This is a genomic window from Secundilactobacillus silagei JCM 19001 (assembly GCF_002217945.1).
GTDB lineage: Bacteria > Bacillota > Bacilli > Lactobacillales > Lactobacillaceae > Secundilactobacillus > Secundilactobacillus silagei.
Genome location: NZ_BCMG01000011.1, coordinates 1 through 13,909, shown reverse-complemented (window position 1 = coordinate 13,909; position 13,909 = coordinate 1). Strand labels below are relative to the sequence as shown.

12 protein-coding genes are annotated in these 13,909 nt (G+C 45.9%); 1 reads left to right on the top strand and 11 read right to left on the bottom strand.

What is annotated here, in order from left to right:
- Nucleotides 1–12 precede the first annotated feature (12 nt).
- Together CES79_RS09985 and CES79_RS09980 are read right to left on the bottom strand one after the other, a co-directional pair.
- Nucleotides 13–1,905: an ABC-F family ATP-binding cassette domain-containing protein gene (locus CES79_RS09985; protein ID WP_089137086.1), complete on the bottom strand. Its 1,893-nt coding sequence runs from the start codon at nt 1,903–1,905 to the stop codon at nt 13–15.
- Nucleotides 1,906–1,909: 4 nt separating this feature from the next.
- Nucleotides 1,910–3,124 (bottom strand): CCA tRNA nucleotidyltransferase, encoded by a 1,215-nt coding sequence (locus tag CES79_RS09980; RefSeq protein WP_089137085.1) that lies wholly within the window; start codon nt 3,122–3,124, stop codon nt 1,910–1,912.
- A 171-nt stretch (nt 3,125–3,295) separates the two neighbouring features.
- Here CES79_RS09980 and CES79_RS09975 point away from each other — a divergent pair, with 171 nt between their 5' ends.
- Complete coding sequence (locus tag CES79_RS09975) at nt 3,296–4,186, top strand: YitT family protein (protein ID WP_408005815.1); 891 nt, start codon at nt 3,296–3,298, stop codon at nt 4,184–4,186.
- Nucleotides 4,187–4,278: 92 nt separating this feature from the next.
- Here CES79_RS09975 and CES79_RS09970 read toward each other — a convergent pair whose 3' ends face one another.
- The 9 genes from CES79_RS09970 to CES79_RS09930 form a co-directional block, all read right to left on the bottom strand.
- On the bottom strand, nt 4,279–5,547 hold the full coding sequence (locus CES79_RS09970) for a tetratricopeptide repeat protein (protein ID WP_089137084.1): 1,269 nt from the start codon (nt 5,545–5,547) through the stop codon (nt 4,279–4,281).
- A 149-nt stretch (nt 5,548–5,696) separates the two neighbouring features.
- Entirely contained in the window at nt 5,697–5,972 is a 276-nt protein-coding gene (gene hbs / locus CES79_RS09965; RefSeq protein WP_054655222.1) for a non-specific DNA-binding protein Hbs, read from the bottom strand.
- A 245-nt stretch (nt 5,973–6,217) separates the two neighbouring features.
- Nucleotides 6,218–7,525: a ribosome biogenesis GTPase Der gene (gene der, locus CES79_RS09960; protein WP_089137083.1), complete on the bottom strand. Its 1,308-nt coding sequence runs from the start codon at nt 7,523–7,525 to the stop codon at nt 6,218–6,220.
- A gap of 136 nt (nt 7,526–7,661) precedes the next feature.
- Entirely contained in the window at nt 7,662–8,924 is a 1,263-nt protein-coding gene (gene rpsA / locus CES79_RS09955; RefSeq protein WP_089137082.1) for a 30S ribosomal protein S1, read from the bottom strand.
- Nucleotides 8,925–9,004: 80 nt separating this feature from the next.
- On the bottom strand, nt 9,005–9,691 hold the full coding sequence (gene cmk / locus CES79_RS09950; protein ID WP_089137081.1) for a (d)CMP kinase: 687 nt from the start codon (nt 9,689–9,691) through the stop codon (nt 9,005–9,007).
- A 19-nt stretch (nt 9,692–9,710) separates the two neighbouring features.
- A complete protein-coding gene (locus CES79_RS09945) occupies nt 9,711–10,400 on the bottom strand; it encodes a LysM peptidoglycan-binding domain-containing protein (protein ID WP_089137080.1) in 690 nt (229 codons plus the stop codon).
- Nucleotides 10,401–10,466: 66 nt separating this feature from the next.
- A complete protein-coding gene (locus tag CES79_RS09940) occupies nt 10,467–11,939 on the bottom strand; it encodes a RecQ family ATP-dependent DNA helicase (protein ID WP_089137079.1) in 1,473 nt (490 codons plus the stop codon).
- Complete coding sequence (locus CES79_RS09935) at nt 11,926–12,966, bottom strand: helix-turn-helix domain-containing protein (protein WP_089137078.1); 1,041 nt, start codon at nt 12,964–12,966, stop codon at nt 11,926–11,928. The genes CES79_RS09940 and CES79_RS09935 overlap by 14 nt, the downstream gene beginning before the upstream one ends.
- A 155-nt stretch (nt 12,967–13,121) precedes the next feature.
- Nucleotides 13,122–13,709, bottom strand: coding sequence for an ECF transporter S component (locus CES79_RS09930; RefSeq protein WP_054655233.1), 588 nt, complete (start codon nt 13,707–13,709; stop codon nt 13,122–13,124).
- Nucleotides 13,710–13,909 lie beyond the last annotated feature (200 nt).

Sequence of the window (13,909 nt, the reverse complement as noted above, 5' to 3'; positions counted from 1 at the left end):
TGAACAGCTCTCCTATTCCGCGTATTGACTCAAATAATCCCAGCGATCCATTTTTTGATCTAATTGATGATCGGTGGTTTCAAAGTCAGCCTGTAATGTAGCTAATTTATCATAATTATTGCCATTTTTGGTCATTTGTGACTGCAAATCAGCCTTTTTCTTTTCTAAGGCGTCAATTTCGTCTTCAATGCCGTCCCATTCCAGCTGTTCCTTGTAGGTCAACTTAGTTTTAGCCTTTTTAGCCGGTGTTGGTGTTTCTGCTGTTGGTGCTGGCTGCTTAGCCGGTTCCTTTTTATGACTAGACTGAGCCTTTTTCTGGGTCGCCAAATAATCCGTAAATAAACCGCTGTACCGTTCAATTTGACCGTTGCCATCAAAGATCAGCAGTTTGTCGGCCACTTTATCAAGGAAGTAACGGTCATGAGAAACGGTGATGACCGTCCCGTTAAAGTGCTTGATGTAATCTTCCAGCACTGTCAGTGTTGAAATATCCAAATCATTAGTCGGTTCGTCCAAGAAGAGTACGTTGGGCTGTTCCATCAAGAGTTTCAATAAGTACAGCCGCCGTTTTTCACCACCGGATAATTTCCGAATCAGCGTGCCATGCATAAAACTTGGAAATAGGAATTCTTCCAGCAGTTCGGAAACGGAGATCGAATGGCCGCTTTTATCAGTGACGTTAGTCCCCACTTCGTTGAGGTAGCTAATGATCCGCTTATCTTCTGGGATTGGTTCCGTGCGTTGCGTGTAGTATGCCATCTTAACCGTTTCACCAATGGTCACGGTACCGGAATCAAGTGGCAGCCGCTGCGCCATGACGTTTAACAGTGATGATTTTCCCGCACCATTTTCACCGGAAATACCGATTCGGTCGCCAGCCTGAACTAAGAGGTTAAAATCTTTTAGCAAAACGTGATTATCTAACTTTAAATTAGCGTCTTTCACGTCAATGACTTGCTTGCCTAGCCGGGTTTGGCCTAAATCAATGGAAACGTCTTCTTCCGTGGGTGTCGTCCCCACTTGTTCCTTGATTTTATTAAACCGGTTGATCCGGGCCTGCTGTTTGGTTGTCCGAGCATGCGCACCGGCCTTCATCCAAGCCAGTTCCTGTTTATAAAGCCGTTGCTGCTTATGATCAGCAGTCGCTTCCTGTTCAACCCGAGTGGCTTTTTGGCCAACGTAGTCTTGGTAGTTACCATCGTAATTAAATAAGCGCCCAAAGGACAGCTCCCAGATATGGTTAGCAACTTGATCCAAGAAATAACGGTCATGGGTAACGACGATCAGCGCACCCTTGTAACTCGCTAAGTAATTCTCTAACCAGTCAATGGAATCAAAGTCCAAGTGGTTAGTCGGTTCGTCCAGCAATAATAAGTCTGGTGACTGAATCAGGACCTGTGCCAATCCGACCCGCTTACGTTGACCACCAGATAAGGTACCCATTTGCTGGGTCAGATCAGTAATGTGCAGCTGCGTCAAAATCGTTTTGACGTCACTTTCCGCGGTCCAGGCATCGGCTTCATTCATTTGTGCTTCAGCATCCATGTACTGCTGCTGTTTCTTCTTGTCTTCAGGATCGGTACTGTAAGCTGCTAATGTATCTTCATAGCGACGAATAATTTTAAAGACTTTTTGCGATCCGGAAAAAACGGCATCCATAATGGTCTGCTGATCGTTAAATTCGGGATCTTGCATTAAATAAGCGATGGAATACTCATTTGGCGTAATGATCTCTCCGTCATACTGCGCCATTCCTGCTAAGGTATTCAGCAGACTCGTCTTGCCGCTGCCGTTAGTTCCAATCAAACCAATTCGATCATTTTCATTAATAATGAAGTCGACCTTATCAAATAGCGTTTTTTCGCCATAAGTTCGGGTCAATCCTTCTGCTCTTAGTGTTTGCATTTGGTCACGCTTTCTCGTTTAAATAATTAATTGCTGCGGTCAATAAATCTGCTTCTTGATTGTTTAATTGACCTTCAACGACTTGTCGTTCTAGATAATTTAACGCCTGGCCTAGTTGCGGTCCAGGTTTGATGCCCGCTGCCATGAGGTCTTGACCAGTGATGGTTAGCGCTTTTTTGGAATGGATCTGCAAGGCATCGTACTGCGCTAACAGGTCCGCTGTTTGATACGTTGCAGATCCCAGCTGTCCAGCCACTTCATTAGCGATAGCAATCAGATCATGACCCGTTTGATAAAGTGTCCAAGCATCAACTGTCTGGGTAGTAATAGCGTGGAAGGCTTTAACTGCCACCTGAACATCGTCGATCAACTGATTGGCTGACTTCCAGTCTTTCAGCAGTTGGTTGACTTGCTTACTGGATAGCTCAAAAACAGCTGCCAATAAAGTCCAAACCGCGGTCTCATTACTCATACCACGGGTTAACTGGCTCCGCAGCTGGTTGAACTGGTCTTTATACGGCTCAAAGTCCGGGCAGTATTGGTATAAGCCCGTATTCATGAAAACATCAAGCCCCTTCGCCGGCCAATTGCCCAACAGCATTTTCACAAATTCAACGTGGATTCGCTCCACCGCAATTTTGGTCAGCAAACGGCCATGATGTTCAATGCCAGCAACGGTATCTGCATCAATATCGAAGTTGAGTTGACTGGCAAACCGAACCGCCCGCATCATACGCAAGGCATCTTCGTTGAACCGTTTTTCGGGATCACCGACCGCGCGAATCCGGTGTTTTTTAAGATCGCCTAAACCATCGAAGTAGTCGATGATCGTCCCGTCCGTTTTTAATGCGAGCGCGTTGATCGTAAAGTCGCGCCGGTTCAGATCTTCTTTTAACGATCTAACAAATTTGACCGAATCTGGCCGCCGGTAATCTTGATACCCGGATTCAGTTCTAAACGTGGTCGTCTCATACCCCGTCCCGTGGTCTAAAATCATGACGGTACCATGTTCAATGCCAGTATCCACTGTTCGCTTAAATAACGATTTAACCTCTTCCGGATAGGCACTGGTCGCAATGTCCACGTCATGGATCGGCAAGTTCAGCAGGGTGTCGCGTACTGAGCCACCGACATAGTAGGCTTCATAGCCAGCCGCTTCGATAGTGTCAATGATGGGCTGTGCTTTTATAAATTCTTCCGGTAATGTTTCAATTCTCATTTTGATCGACCCTTTTGTGTGAGTTATACTGCATTTCCAATCTTTAGCCTATTCAATTTTACCAGATATCCCTAAGTATAACCAACTGCACTTCAATTGGATATGCTATGATTATCAAGAGATCGACCTTGGCGGGCCAAGATAAAAATTGAAAAAATTGGAGGCATTAATTTGACCAATAACGTTGAAGAAAAAGTGCGCTTCATTGATTTACTGATGATCACTATTGGCTGTGCAGCTTACGCGTTTGCACTCATCAAGTTTAACATTGCTAATCAGCTAGCGGATGGTGGGATTAGTGGTGTGACACTGATCTTAAAGGGTTTGTTTAATTTTAATCCGGCCTATTCCACAATTTTGATCAATATTCCATTAATTTTATTCGGTTACCGGTTTTTAGGACGTCGGGCAATTATTTATACGCTTTACGGAACGGTCATGCTGTCAGTATTCCTATGGATCTGGCAGCAAGTCCCCTTAAGCATTGATCTCCACCATGATTTATTTTTAGCCGCAATGGCTGCTGGTATTACCGGTGGCGCAGGCAGTGGCTTACTGTATCGCTATGGCGGAACCACTGGCGGAACCGATATTATCGCCCGCATTTTTGAACGCTTTCGGGGGATTCCAATGGGCCAGACCCTTCTATGGTTAGACATTTTAGTTCTGGTAGTCTCCCTGGTTTACATCGACGTTCGCCACATGGCCTACACGATTCTTTATTCTTACGTCTTTTCACGCCTGGTCAACTTCATCCTCAGCGGAACCTACGCCGCTAAGGGTGTGCTGATTATCAGCTCGAAGTCACAGGAAATTATTGATCAAGTGATGACCGTCATGGAACGTGGGGTCAGCATCCTCCACGGTGAAGGCGGCTATTCGCATAAAGACCGTCCCGTGCTGTACGTTGTTGTCAGTCCCAGTGAATTGCATGATCTGCAGATGATTGTTAGTGAACTTGATAAATCGGCCTTTATGACGATTTTTGACGTCAACGAGGCCATTGGCGAAGGGTTTACTTATGCTCGGCCATCGCATAATCTGTTCAAGCACACTGGTTAGGGGTGTGTTTTTTTGTTTTTATTAATTAAGTTAAAGTAACTTATTATTTGCTTTTATTAAAAAAGATCGTCAATCTGACGACCTTTTTTTCGTTAAAAATCATTTTCCTGTTCATTTTCCAGCATTTCAGCCATTTCCATGTCGTCAGGAACGACTTTGACGTAGGCTTTTAAGACTTTCATCATCGGTTCATGCTCGCCCATTTCCCGGAAGAAGTAAACGGCGGGTTTCAAAAAGTCAGCTTGATCCATAAAGTACGGTACCGCTGCTTGATAATAGCGGTCCGCCTGCTCATACTTCTCCAGCCGGGCATAAGACACCGCTAAGTTCCAATACAGCTGCGGATCCACGTTGTCCTGCCCCACGTAATCCGCCAAAAAGTCCACCGTTTCTTGAAAGCGTTCCTGTTTGACGTAAAGGTTCGATAATTTAATGACAATGTCTAAATCGTCCGGGTTCAGATCATGGCCCTTTTTGAGGTAAGTTTCAGTCAGTGATTCATTCTCTAATCTCGCCGCAATATCAGCCGCGTATGACCAGAGTTTCTCATTGTACTGATCGACCCCCAGTCCTTCTTGTAAGGCCTTCAGGGCGTCTTCTAGCCGGTTTTCAGCAACCAGCGCCTGCCCCAGATACGGATAAAGGCTGGTGTATTGCGGATCGGACTCCTTGAGTTCTTCAAACAGTGAGATCGCCGGTTTATAGTCCTTTAATTGCAAGTAAGTAAAGGCCGTCTCAAACTTCACATCGGGCGTCATATCACCCGAATGGATCTGCTTTAAATAACCAATGGCCTGCTCAAAGCGGCCCGCGTTAGCGTACGCCACGCCTAGCCGCTCCACTAAGTTAACCGAACTGAATTCGGGAATCCCCTGCTTGATCAAATCAAGGTACAGTGAAATCGCCTTTTCGAATTCTCGCATCACAAAATAAAGTTCCGCCAGCGCAAATTGAATAGCTGGTTCATCAGGTGCCAGCCGTCGCGCCTCTAGCAATTTTTGCTCACTGACTTCAAATAGTCCTTGCGTCTGGTACAGATCAGCCGCCACCATCAGCGAGCGAACATAGGCTTCTGAACCCTGATGCACTTCACTTAAAAGGGTGAGTGCCTCATCATTTTTATTATCGTCAATTAGCACGTCTGCCAGGTTGACCCGAATATCGTCTTCATCTGGATAACGTTCTAACAGTTTTTTATAAATTCGTTTTGACTGGTTTAAAAACCCTAGTGAATAGAGTTCCTCTGCCAAGTTATAGAGGGTGTCGTCGTCATCATGGCGTAAGGCACTGGCATAGGCTTTTTTAAATTCATCCAGTTGACCGCGTTCTAGCTGGTCAAGGGCTTTTTGTGAGTAACTCATTGAGATCCTCCGTTTCGTTAAATCATAAGCTTATATGTTAGCACTTTAAAAGTCGGTAAACAAGCATTCGCACTGGCTGCGAGGTTAATCACTCATAGGCAAATAAAAAAGCCAACCCCCTAAGGATTGGCCTCACCGTCAATAATAAATTATTTAACAGCGTCCTTCAAAGCTTTACCAGGTTTGAATGCTGGTACTTTGCTTGCAGGAATTTGAATTTCTGCACCCGTTTGTGGGTTACGGCCCTTACGAGCTGCACGTTCGCGAACTTCGAAGTTACCAAAGCCGATCAATTGTACCTTTTCGCCCTTAGCCAAAGTTGCTTGAACTGAGTCAAATACTGCATCTACTGCAGCAGTTGCGTCCTTCTTAGTTAAGCCGGTTGCAGCTGCGACATCGTTAACAAGTTGTGCTTTATTTGCCATGAATGATTCGCCTCCTTGGATAAAATATGATGAGTACAAGTTCATCTCACCTAGCCGATCAACAAGTCAATCAGGCCACTGAAATAATAGCGGTGTTCCGTATCATTTCTGTTTCCAAGATAGCACACAAAGCCTATCATAGCAAGGTTTTTTGCGGTTTACGGCCAATAATTATACCAAAAAACCGATTTTCACCGTATAAATCCGAAAAATGAGCGTAATCCAAGGCCCAATCACGGTTTAGACTACTTTCGGTGACGTTCGATCAGATGAATTGGTGTCCCGGTAAAATCAAAGTGTTCCCGGATCTGGTTTTCCAAATAACGCTCGTATGAAAAATGCATCAGATCTGGATCATTGACAAACAGTACGAAAGTTGGCGGCTGAATAGCAACCTGAGTCGCGTAATAGACCCGCAGTCGGCGCCCATTATCATTTGGCGTCGGATTCATCGCGATCGCATCCATGATCACTTCGTTCAGTGTTGATGACTTAATCCGCTTAGTGTGGTTAGTCGCAACCGTCTTGATCATTGCTGGCAGTTCCTTTAACCGCTGATGGGTTTTGGCAGACACGAACACGATTGGGGCGTAAGCGAGGTACTGGAACTCTTCTCTCACGTGCACTTCAAAATCGTGCAGCGTCTGGTTATTCTTTTTCAGGGTGTCCCACTTGTTTACCACAATGATGATCCCGCGACCAGCTTCATGGGCGTAACCTGCGACCCGTTTATCTTGCTCACGAATGCCCTCTTCAGCGTTGAGTACAAACAAAACCACGTCCGAATTATCAATGGCTTTCATGGCACGCATCACACTGTACCGTTCCGTGTTTTCATAAACTTTTCCACGTTTACGGATCCCAGCGGTATCAACCATGGTGTATTCAGTTGAGTCGGCAATGAACTTGGTATCGATCGCGTCACGGGTAGTCCCGGCAATCTCAGAAACGATCACCCGGTTTTCACCCAGCAAAGCGTTCACTAAGGAAGATTTACCCACGTTAGGCCGACCAATCAGACTAAACCGAATGGAGTCGTCTTTAACTTCGCCAGATTTATCTGGAAAGGCTTTAATAGCAGCATCTAATAGATCCCCGAGGCCCAAGCCATGGACCCCCGAAATCGGGTATGGATCGCCAAAACCTAATGAATAAAAGTCGTAGATTTCTTGACGTAATTCTGGATTATCAGCCTTGTTGACGGCTAGGACAACTGGCTTATTGGCGCGATAAAGAATCTGCGCAACTTTATCATCGGCATCAGTAATGCCTTCTTTGACTGAAACAACAAACACGATCACATCGGCTTCATCGATTGCCACCTCAGCTTGTTGCGTGATTTGTTTGATGAAGGGTTCATCACCCATGTCGATCCCACCAGTATCGATCAAACTAAAAGTGGTTCCCAGCCATTCAGCGTGCGCGTAGATTCGATCACGGGTCACACCGGGGGTATCTTCAACAATGGAAATTCGATCACCGGCAATCCGGTTAAAAATGGTTGATTTACCCGTGTTAGGACGGCCCACGATGGCAATTGTTGGCATACTCATACAACATCCCTCTTTTCTGTTCTTGGATAGTAACGGTTTAATCACAACAAAAATGTCATTTTGAAACTGGCATTCCGTTTCAAAATGACATTTTAATTAATTTAAAGAAAATCTGTGTTTTGAAACATTGTATCGATTACTTGTTATCTGAATCGGCTTTCTTTTGAGCGTTCTTCAGTTGGTCACCAACCAAATCACCTAACGTAAAGCCTTCATCGTCATCGTCAGTTGACATCTGAGTAGGTGCGGCTTGCTTTCTTGGTGCACGTTGTTGCTGCTTTGGTTGTTCATGACGTTCTTCACTACCAGCAGGCTTTTCCTTTAAAGCCTTGATTGAAAGTGCCAAACGGTGAGCGTCTGGGTGAACTTCCAAAACCTTGACCTTAACGGTTTCACCAGTTGATAAAACATCATTTGGTGTCGCAATGTGTTCGTGGGCAATTTGTGAAATGTGAACTAGACCTTCAACACCTGGGAAGACTTCAACAAAGGCACCAAAGCTCGTCAAACGCTTAACAGTTCCTTCAAGTACGGAACCTTCAGGCGCCTTTTCTTCAATACCGTCCCATGGTTCTGGTAAGGTCTGCTTGATTGAAAGTGAGATCCGGTTACGGTCTGGGTCAACTGATAAGACCTTGACCTTAACTTCTTGGCCGACCTTCAAAACATCAGAAGGCTTTTCAACCCGTTCGTAAGCAATTTCAGAAACGTGAACCAACCCGTCAACACCGCCAAGGTCAACAAAGGCACCAAAACTGGTCAAACGAGCAACTTTACCGGTAACTGTTTCGCCGGCTTTAAGGGTACTCATGATTTCATCACGCTTAGCAGCCTTTTCTTGTTCAACTAAGGCACGGTGTGACAAGATCAAACGGTTTTCACTAGGTTCAATTTCAATAATCTTAAAGGTTAAAGTCTGACCCTTAAATTGGTTCAGATCTTCAACGAAGTGATCACTGATCATTGAAGCAGGTACGAAACCACGAACGCCTGCATCAACAACTAAGCCACCCTTAACCACTTGGGTAACGGGTGCTTCAATGGTTTCACCGGCTTCGTACTTCTTTTGGATTTCGTCCCAAACTTTACGGGCTTCAAGACGACGAACAGATAATAGGTAACTGCCGCCTTCCTTATCGCTACCAATCTTTGAGATAACAACTAAATCAAGGGTGTCACCAACCTTAACGACATCATTGATATCTGAAACTGGTTTTGTTGAAAGTTCCTTTTGTGGTACAACACCTTCGATACCGGTGCCTTCAATACCCACGATGGCTTGTTTGTCATCGTCAATGGCTAATACCTCAGCCTTAACGACGTCACCAACTTTCACCGTTTCAATGCTATTTAAAGCATTTAACAAATCATTGTTATCATTACTATTGTTTTCACTCATACGAACTTTTCCTCCTTGCGACAACTCTAACTTATATTTTATCCGAAAATTAACATAAATACCAGTAGCATGACCAAGTTTTATGTAAATTCTTGTTGTTTTTTAGTAATTATGGCACTTATCTGGTCAACAACCTCATCAATTGACAATGAAGTGGTGTCCAAACGGACCGCATCCGCTGCTTGCGTCAGGGGTGAGATTGCCCGCGTGGAGTCTTTATGATCCCGCGTTTGAATCTCATCACGAAGCACATCCATTGGGGTGTGGATCCCCTTTTCGGCGTTATCTTTAAACCGCCGCTGAGCCCGTTCTTCAACGCTGGCCACTAAAAAGATCTTAACTTCGGCTTTTGGCAATACTGACGTGCCAATATCTCTGCCGTCCATCACGATACCGCCCGCCTCAGCAATTTTGCGCTGCCGTTCCGTTAAATCGGCCCGCACAGTGCCTTGCGCAGCCACTGTAGAAACTTGATTGGTCACGTCTGGCTGGCGAATTGCCATGGTCACTTCCTGACCATCAAGAAAAACTAATTGTTCGGGATTTCCTGGTTTAAACGCAATCTCAGTTGTTTTCAGCATTGCTGCTAAAGCAGCCGGATCATCCAGCGCCACGTTTTGCTGCATCGCTTTTAACGTGACCGTGCGATACATGGCACCAGTATCACAGTAAACGTAACGAAAACGGTGCGCAATTTTCTTGGCCACCGTACTTTTACCAGCAGAAGCTGGTCCATCAATTGCAACTTGCAACTCTTTTTTTGACATTCTGTCCACCTGTATCAACTTATTTGACGCGTAATTTTTGTCCTGGGCGCAGCGTCTGCCCCGTTAAACCACCATTCAACTGTTTCAGCCGCTCAACTGAGATCCCGTTATTCACAGCCACGCGATAGATACCTTGGCCCTGGCCAACAGTCGCGTACTTTGAGCCGGAACCCGACGTTGAACTCGTTGCATGCTGCGAAGCGGTCGACTTAGCAGGTTTCGCGTGCGTAGTCGGCTGCTTGGCGGTTGCTGGTTCACTTGTCTGCTGGGTCTGTGAAGAAGTTGTGACCGCAGAAGTTGCTTTTGCAGAACTGTGCTCACTGACCTTTGAGCTGGCATTAGTATCGGCAGCGGGCGTCTTTTTTTCAGAAACAGACGTTGAAGCTGGCTTTTTAGAAACCGACTTTTTAGAGACCGATTTAGCAGCTTTCTTACGGTGCGGCTGGCTGACTGAACTGGTCCGTTCACTGGCAACGCTCATTGAATTATCAGGCTTATTCATCGCACTTTGACGTGCCAAGCCGTAGATCAAAGAGCCTACCGCAATGAGAATAATAATGGCCACTAAGATAATCGTGACCAGCCGATTATTGTGACTTTGTTTATGACGCTTAGTCCGTGACAAATTGCCCTGGTCGTCCCGATCGTCCCCAAACGATTGGTCCCAAGGTTTTGTTTCGGATGAGTGATCGTCCTTTTTTGGATCCATCATGTAACCTCCTCAAAAACTTTCATTACGAATTGTACCATAGCTGGCACGAGAGTGGGAATTTTTTTAAACTGCATCCGCGCCACTGTCACCATTAAACAGCTGGGTCAAAATAGCTTGCCAGCTGGCTGAATCTTCGCTTTGACCAGTTGCTGCACTGTCATCTGCAGCTATCAGCCCTAACGCTGCGAGATCAATGTCTGGCTGATCGCTGCTGCAACAGTCTTTTGGCAGTTCATCCAACGTGGCTGCCTGGTCAAAATAACGCTGAACATATTGCCGCTTGCAAGTTGGGGTACGCAAATACCCCATCATTTTTTGAAACGCCACCATTCGTTGTTCGCGGCGACGCTCAAACAGGACTTGGACCTGGTTTTCTCGGTAGTGATGCTGCTTGTAAAACCAGATCAAATTCGCCTTTTCATCACCAGCTACTTGCGGTTCGTTTTGCTGAAAGTAATAGTGAATTTCGTTTTCCTGCGGGACGGTTGCATCGCTCAAAAACTGCGCGATCTGTTCGTCACCGGGTTGATAAAGCAAAATGGCGATGCTTTGCTTGCCATCCCGGCCAGCCCGACCAATTTCCTGCCAATAGGCTTCCAGGTCACTGGGGACGTGGTAATGGATCACGAAGCGCACGTTATTCTTATCAATGCCCATGCCAAACGCACTGGTCGCGCAAATCACGTCTAACTGGTCTTGCATAAATTGCTGCTGCACCTTAAAGCGCGTCTCAGCATCAAGATCCGCGTGGTAGGCGGCTACTCGGCAATGGGTTTTTAATGCCAGCAGTTCGGCCGTTTCGTTGGCCTTCTTTTTACTGGAAAAATACACCACGCCCGGCTTTTTAAGGGTGGTTACCAGTTCAACCAAACGATCATCCTTATCGGGCTGGGTTTCAAACTGCGCCACATCCAAAAAAATATTTTGCCGGTCGATCGGTAAAACGACCTCAGTGGCATCCGGCAACTGTAATTTTTGCTTAATATCGGTTTTAACGTGCTGAGTCGCCGTCGCCGTGGTCATCAGTGTCAGCGGATCATTTAACTGGTGCCTAATTTGTCCTAATAACAGGTATTCCGGCCGAAAGTCTGGCCCCCACGTGGAGATGCAGTGGGCTTCATCCACGACGAGTAACCCAAGCGAGACGTTTTGCAGCGCGCTGAGGACCGCGTCTTGGCTCAGCATTTCCGGTGACACAAATAGGAACCGGTACGCCGCCAAATGCTGTAAGACCCAGTTTTTCTCCGGATAAGTCATGAGCGAAGTCAGGGCAGCCGCCCGCTTTTCACCCTTCACATTTAAAGTCGTCACCTGGTCTTGCATCAGCGAGATCAAGGGGGACACGATCAGGACTAACTGCTGAGTCACTGCCCCGTAAAGCTCATAAATAAGGGTCTTCCCCGCACCTGTTGGCAGGACGGCTAACGTATTTTGACCAGCTGTTAAAGCGGTCAAAGCTTCCAGCTGGCCGGCTCGAAAATGGCTAAAGCCGAACCGTTTTTGAAGGGTCTGATAGAGTTGTTCAGTGCTTATCATCCGTTTGTTTGCTCCTTAAAATCTCCAGCAGCCGAAACTGCCAGAACTCTACTGATAGATCGGCTACTTGCGTAAATTGCCACTGATCAAGCGGCGTCTTTGCTAACCGTGCCTGCATCTGTGTTACTAATTGTGCCGGTAAGATCCGCTGAAAATCAAACTGCTCCGGTGGCAGCATGATGGCCGCCTCCAGTAAATGCTCCCGCACCGTGCTTAACTTAAGCTGACGCTGGTGACTGATAACTTCTAGTGACTTTCCCGCCATAAAGCTGTGCAGGGTCTGCTGCGCGCTAGTACTGATCAGTGACCGGCTCAATCCCGTTAACAGTGATCTGAAACTATCAATCTTAGTATGGGAAACCATTTTAGCCAGCTGACAGATCAAATCGGTTGTCATCACCTTAACCTCTGTCTCAGTCAACTCAAAATCATGTCCCACCTGCATCAGCGTCTCACCTGGACGTTGATGACCGACTAATAGCCGACTCATCAATAACGCCTGGTCATTAGGCAGCTGGGTCAAAAAGGTTTGCCAAAAAGCCTGAAATTCACCTTTAAGATTGGTCGTGTAAAATTGGCGAAACCAGCGTTTAATAAACTGCTTGACCTGCCAGTTCACCTGCAGTGGATAATAGTGCTTGTTCTGGTAGGCCTGTTCCGAAACCACCTGGGTTGCCAGTAACAACCGCTGCCAGAAGGTCTCAACATCCACGACCAGCCGAATATTTAAGTGTTGGGGCTGATATTGCTGCTTAAACAGTCGCTGCTGCTCAGCCACACCAAGCTCAGTTAACTGGGCATCGGTTTTGACAACGGTGATTAGGCCCTTATTTTTCAGTTCTAAAACCGTCTGATCCATCACTTTGCGGGTCAGCCTTTTTTCGTAACCTAACCAGGATAGTTGGTGGTAGCGCATCCCCCAGTAAAGGGTGGAAACGGTTCGCTTACCCACTAAAATATTTTCGATCACCCGTAAACGTCTTGGGGCTGTCGGTGATAAAAATATGATTAACTGTGCTGCATCCATCGTCGATATCCCCCGTCTTCAAAGTCCGTTTTTTTGCTAACTGCATTCATTCTCCCACACCGTAATTTGACTGTCTAGTAGCAGAAATTGGCAAATAAAAAGGATGGCGCAATTGCCATCCTTGTTGTTACCGATTCATATCACATTAATCATTTTTAAAGCAGATCTGATTGCTGGCGCAAAAACGTCTTCATACGGTCAGCTATTAAAACAAACACCGCGCCGACCAGCACACCCTTGATCAGGTTGAACGGGATCACGCCAAACAGTAACATTTTGGACAGCGGAATTGTGATCTTCATGTGCAAAACCGCCATGTAAAGCGGAATCAGCACCGTTGAGTTCAGTAACGCCATGATAATTGACAGACTGATTGTCCCCGCAATGACCGCCAAGATTAAGCGGGTCACCGTCCTATATTTACGAACGTACTTTAACACCCAATAAATTGGGAGCAGGAAGCTGACCGAAGCGACAAAACCCGCACCGACCCCAATCAGGTTAGCCACGTCCACGCCGGTCAGCAGCCAGTAAAGCAATCCTTTAATAGCTGCAATGATGATGCCGCCCAGCGGACCAAACATGATCATCCCCAATAAAATCGGGATATCTGAAAAATCGACCTTCATATAAGAGACGAACGGTAAAATGGGAAATGAAATGAAGTAGAGCAAAAACGAGATACCGGCAAATAACGACATGATAACGACCTGGCGAATGCTAAATGGTTGACTATGTTCCATTAGATATACCCTCCAAAACTTGGTCATCTTCAAAATGAAAACGCAAACAAAAAGCCGAATCAATCTCCTTCAGAGGAAAATTAAGGTTCTCTGTCAACTGTTGTTGGTAACGACCATAATGCACTCAATCATTATTTGATGATTGGGTGTTTTGTTTTTGTCCTTAACATAACAAGGACGCGCAAACGGAAATTCTTAAA

Coding starts and splice junctions, on each gene's coding strand:
- CES79_RS09935 (WP_089137078.1), bottom strand. CDS start 12,966: ATGGATGCAGCACAGTTAATCATATTTTTATCACCGACAGCCCCAAGA.
- CES79_RS09940 (WP_089137079.1), bottom strand. CDS start 11,939: ATGATAAGCACTGAACAACTCTATCAGACCCTTCAAAAACGGTTCGGC.
- CES79_RS09945 (WP_089137080.1), bottom strand. CDS start 10,400: ATGGATCCAAAAAAGGACGATCACTCATCCGAAACAAAACCTTGGGAC.
- CES79_RS09980 (WP_089137085.1), bottom strand. CDS start 3,124: ATGAGAATTGAAACATTACCGGAAGAATTTATAAAAGCACAGCCCATC.
- CES79_RS09970 (WP_089137084.1), bottom strand. CDS start 5,547: ATGAGTTACTCACAAAAAGCCCTTGACCAGCTAGAACGCGGTCAACTG.
- CES79_RS09930 (WP_054655233.1), bottom strand. CDS start 13,709: ATGGAACATAGTCAACCATTTAGCATTCGCCAGGTCGTTATCATGTCG.
- CES79_RS09985 (WP_089137086.1), bottom strand. CDS start 1,905: ATGCAAACACTAAGAGCAGAAGGATTGACCCGAACTTATGGCGAAAAA.
- der (WP_089137083.1), bottom strand. CDS start 7,525: ATGAGTATGCCAACAATTGCCATCGTGGGCCGTCCTAACACGGGTAAA.
- rpsA (WP_089137082.1), bottom strand. CDS start 8,924: ATGAGTGAAAACAATAGTAATGATAACAATGATTTGTTAAATGCTTTA.
- cmk (WP_089137081.1), bottom strand. CDS start 9,691: ATGTCAAAAAAAGAGTTGCAAGTTGCAATTGATGGACCAGCTTCTGCT.
- hbs (WP_054655222.1), bottom strand. CDS start 5,972: ATGGCAAATAAAGCACAACTTGTTAACGATGTCGCAGCTGCAACCGGC.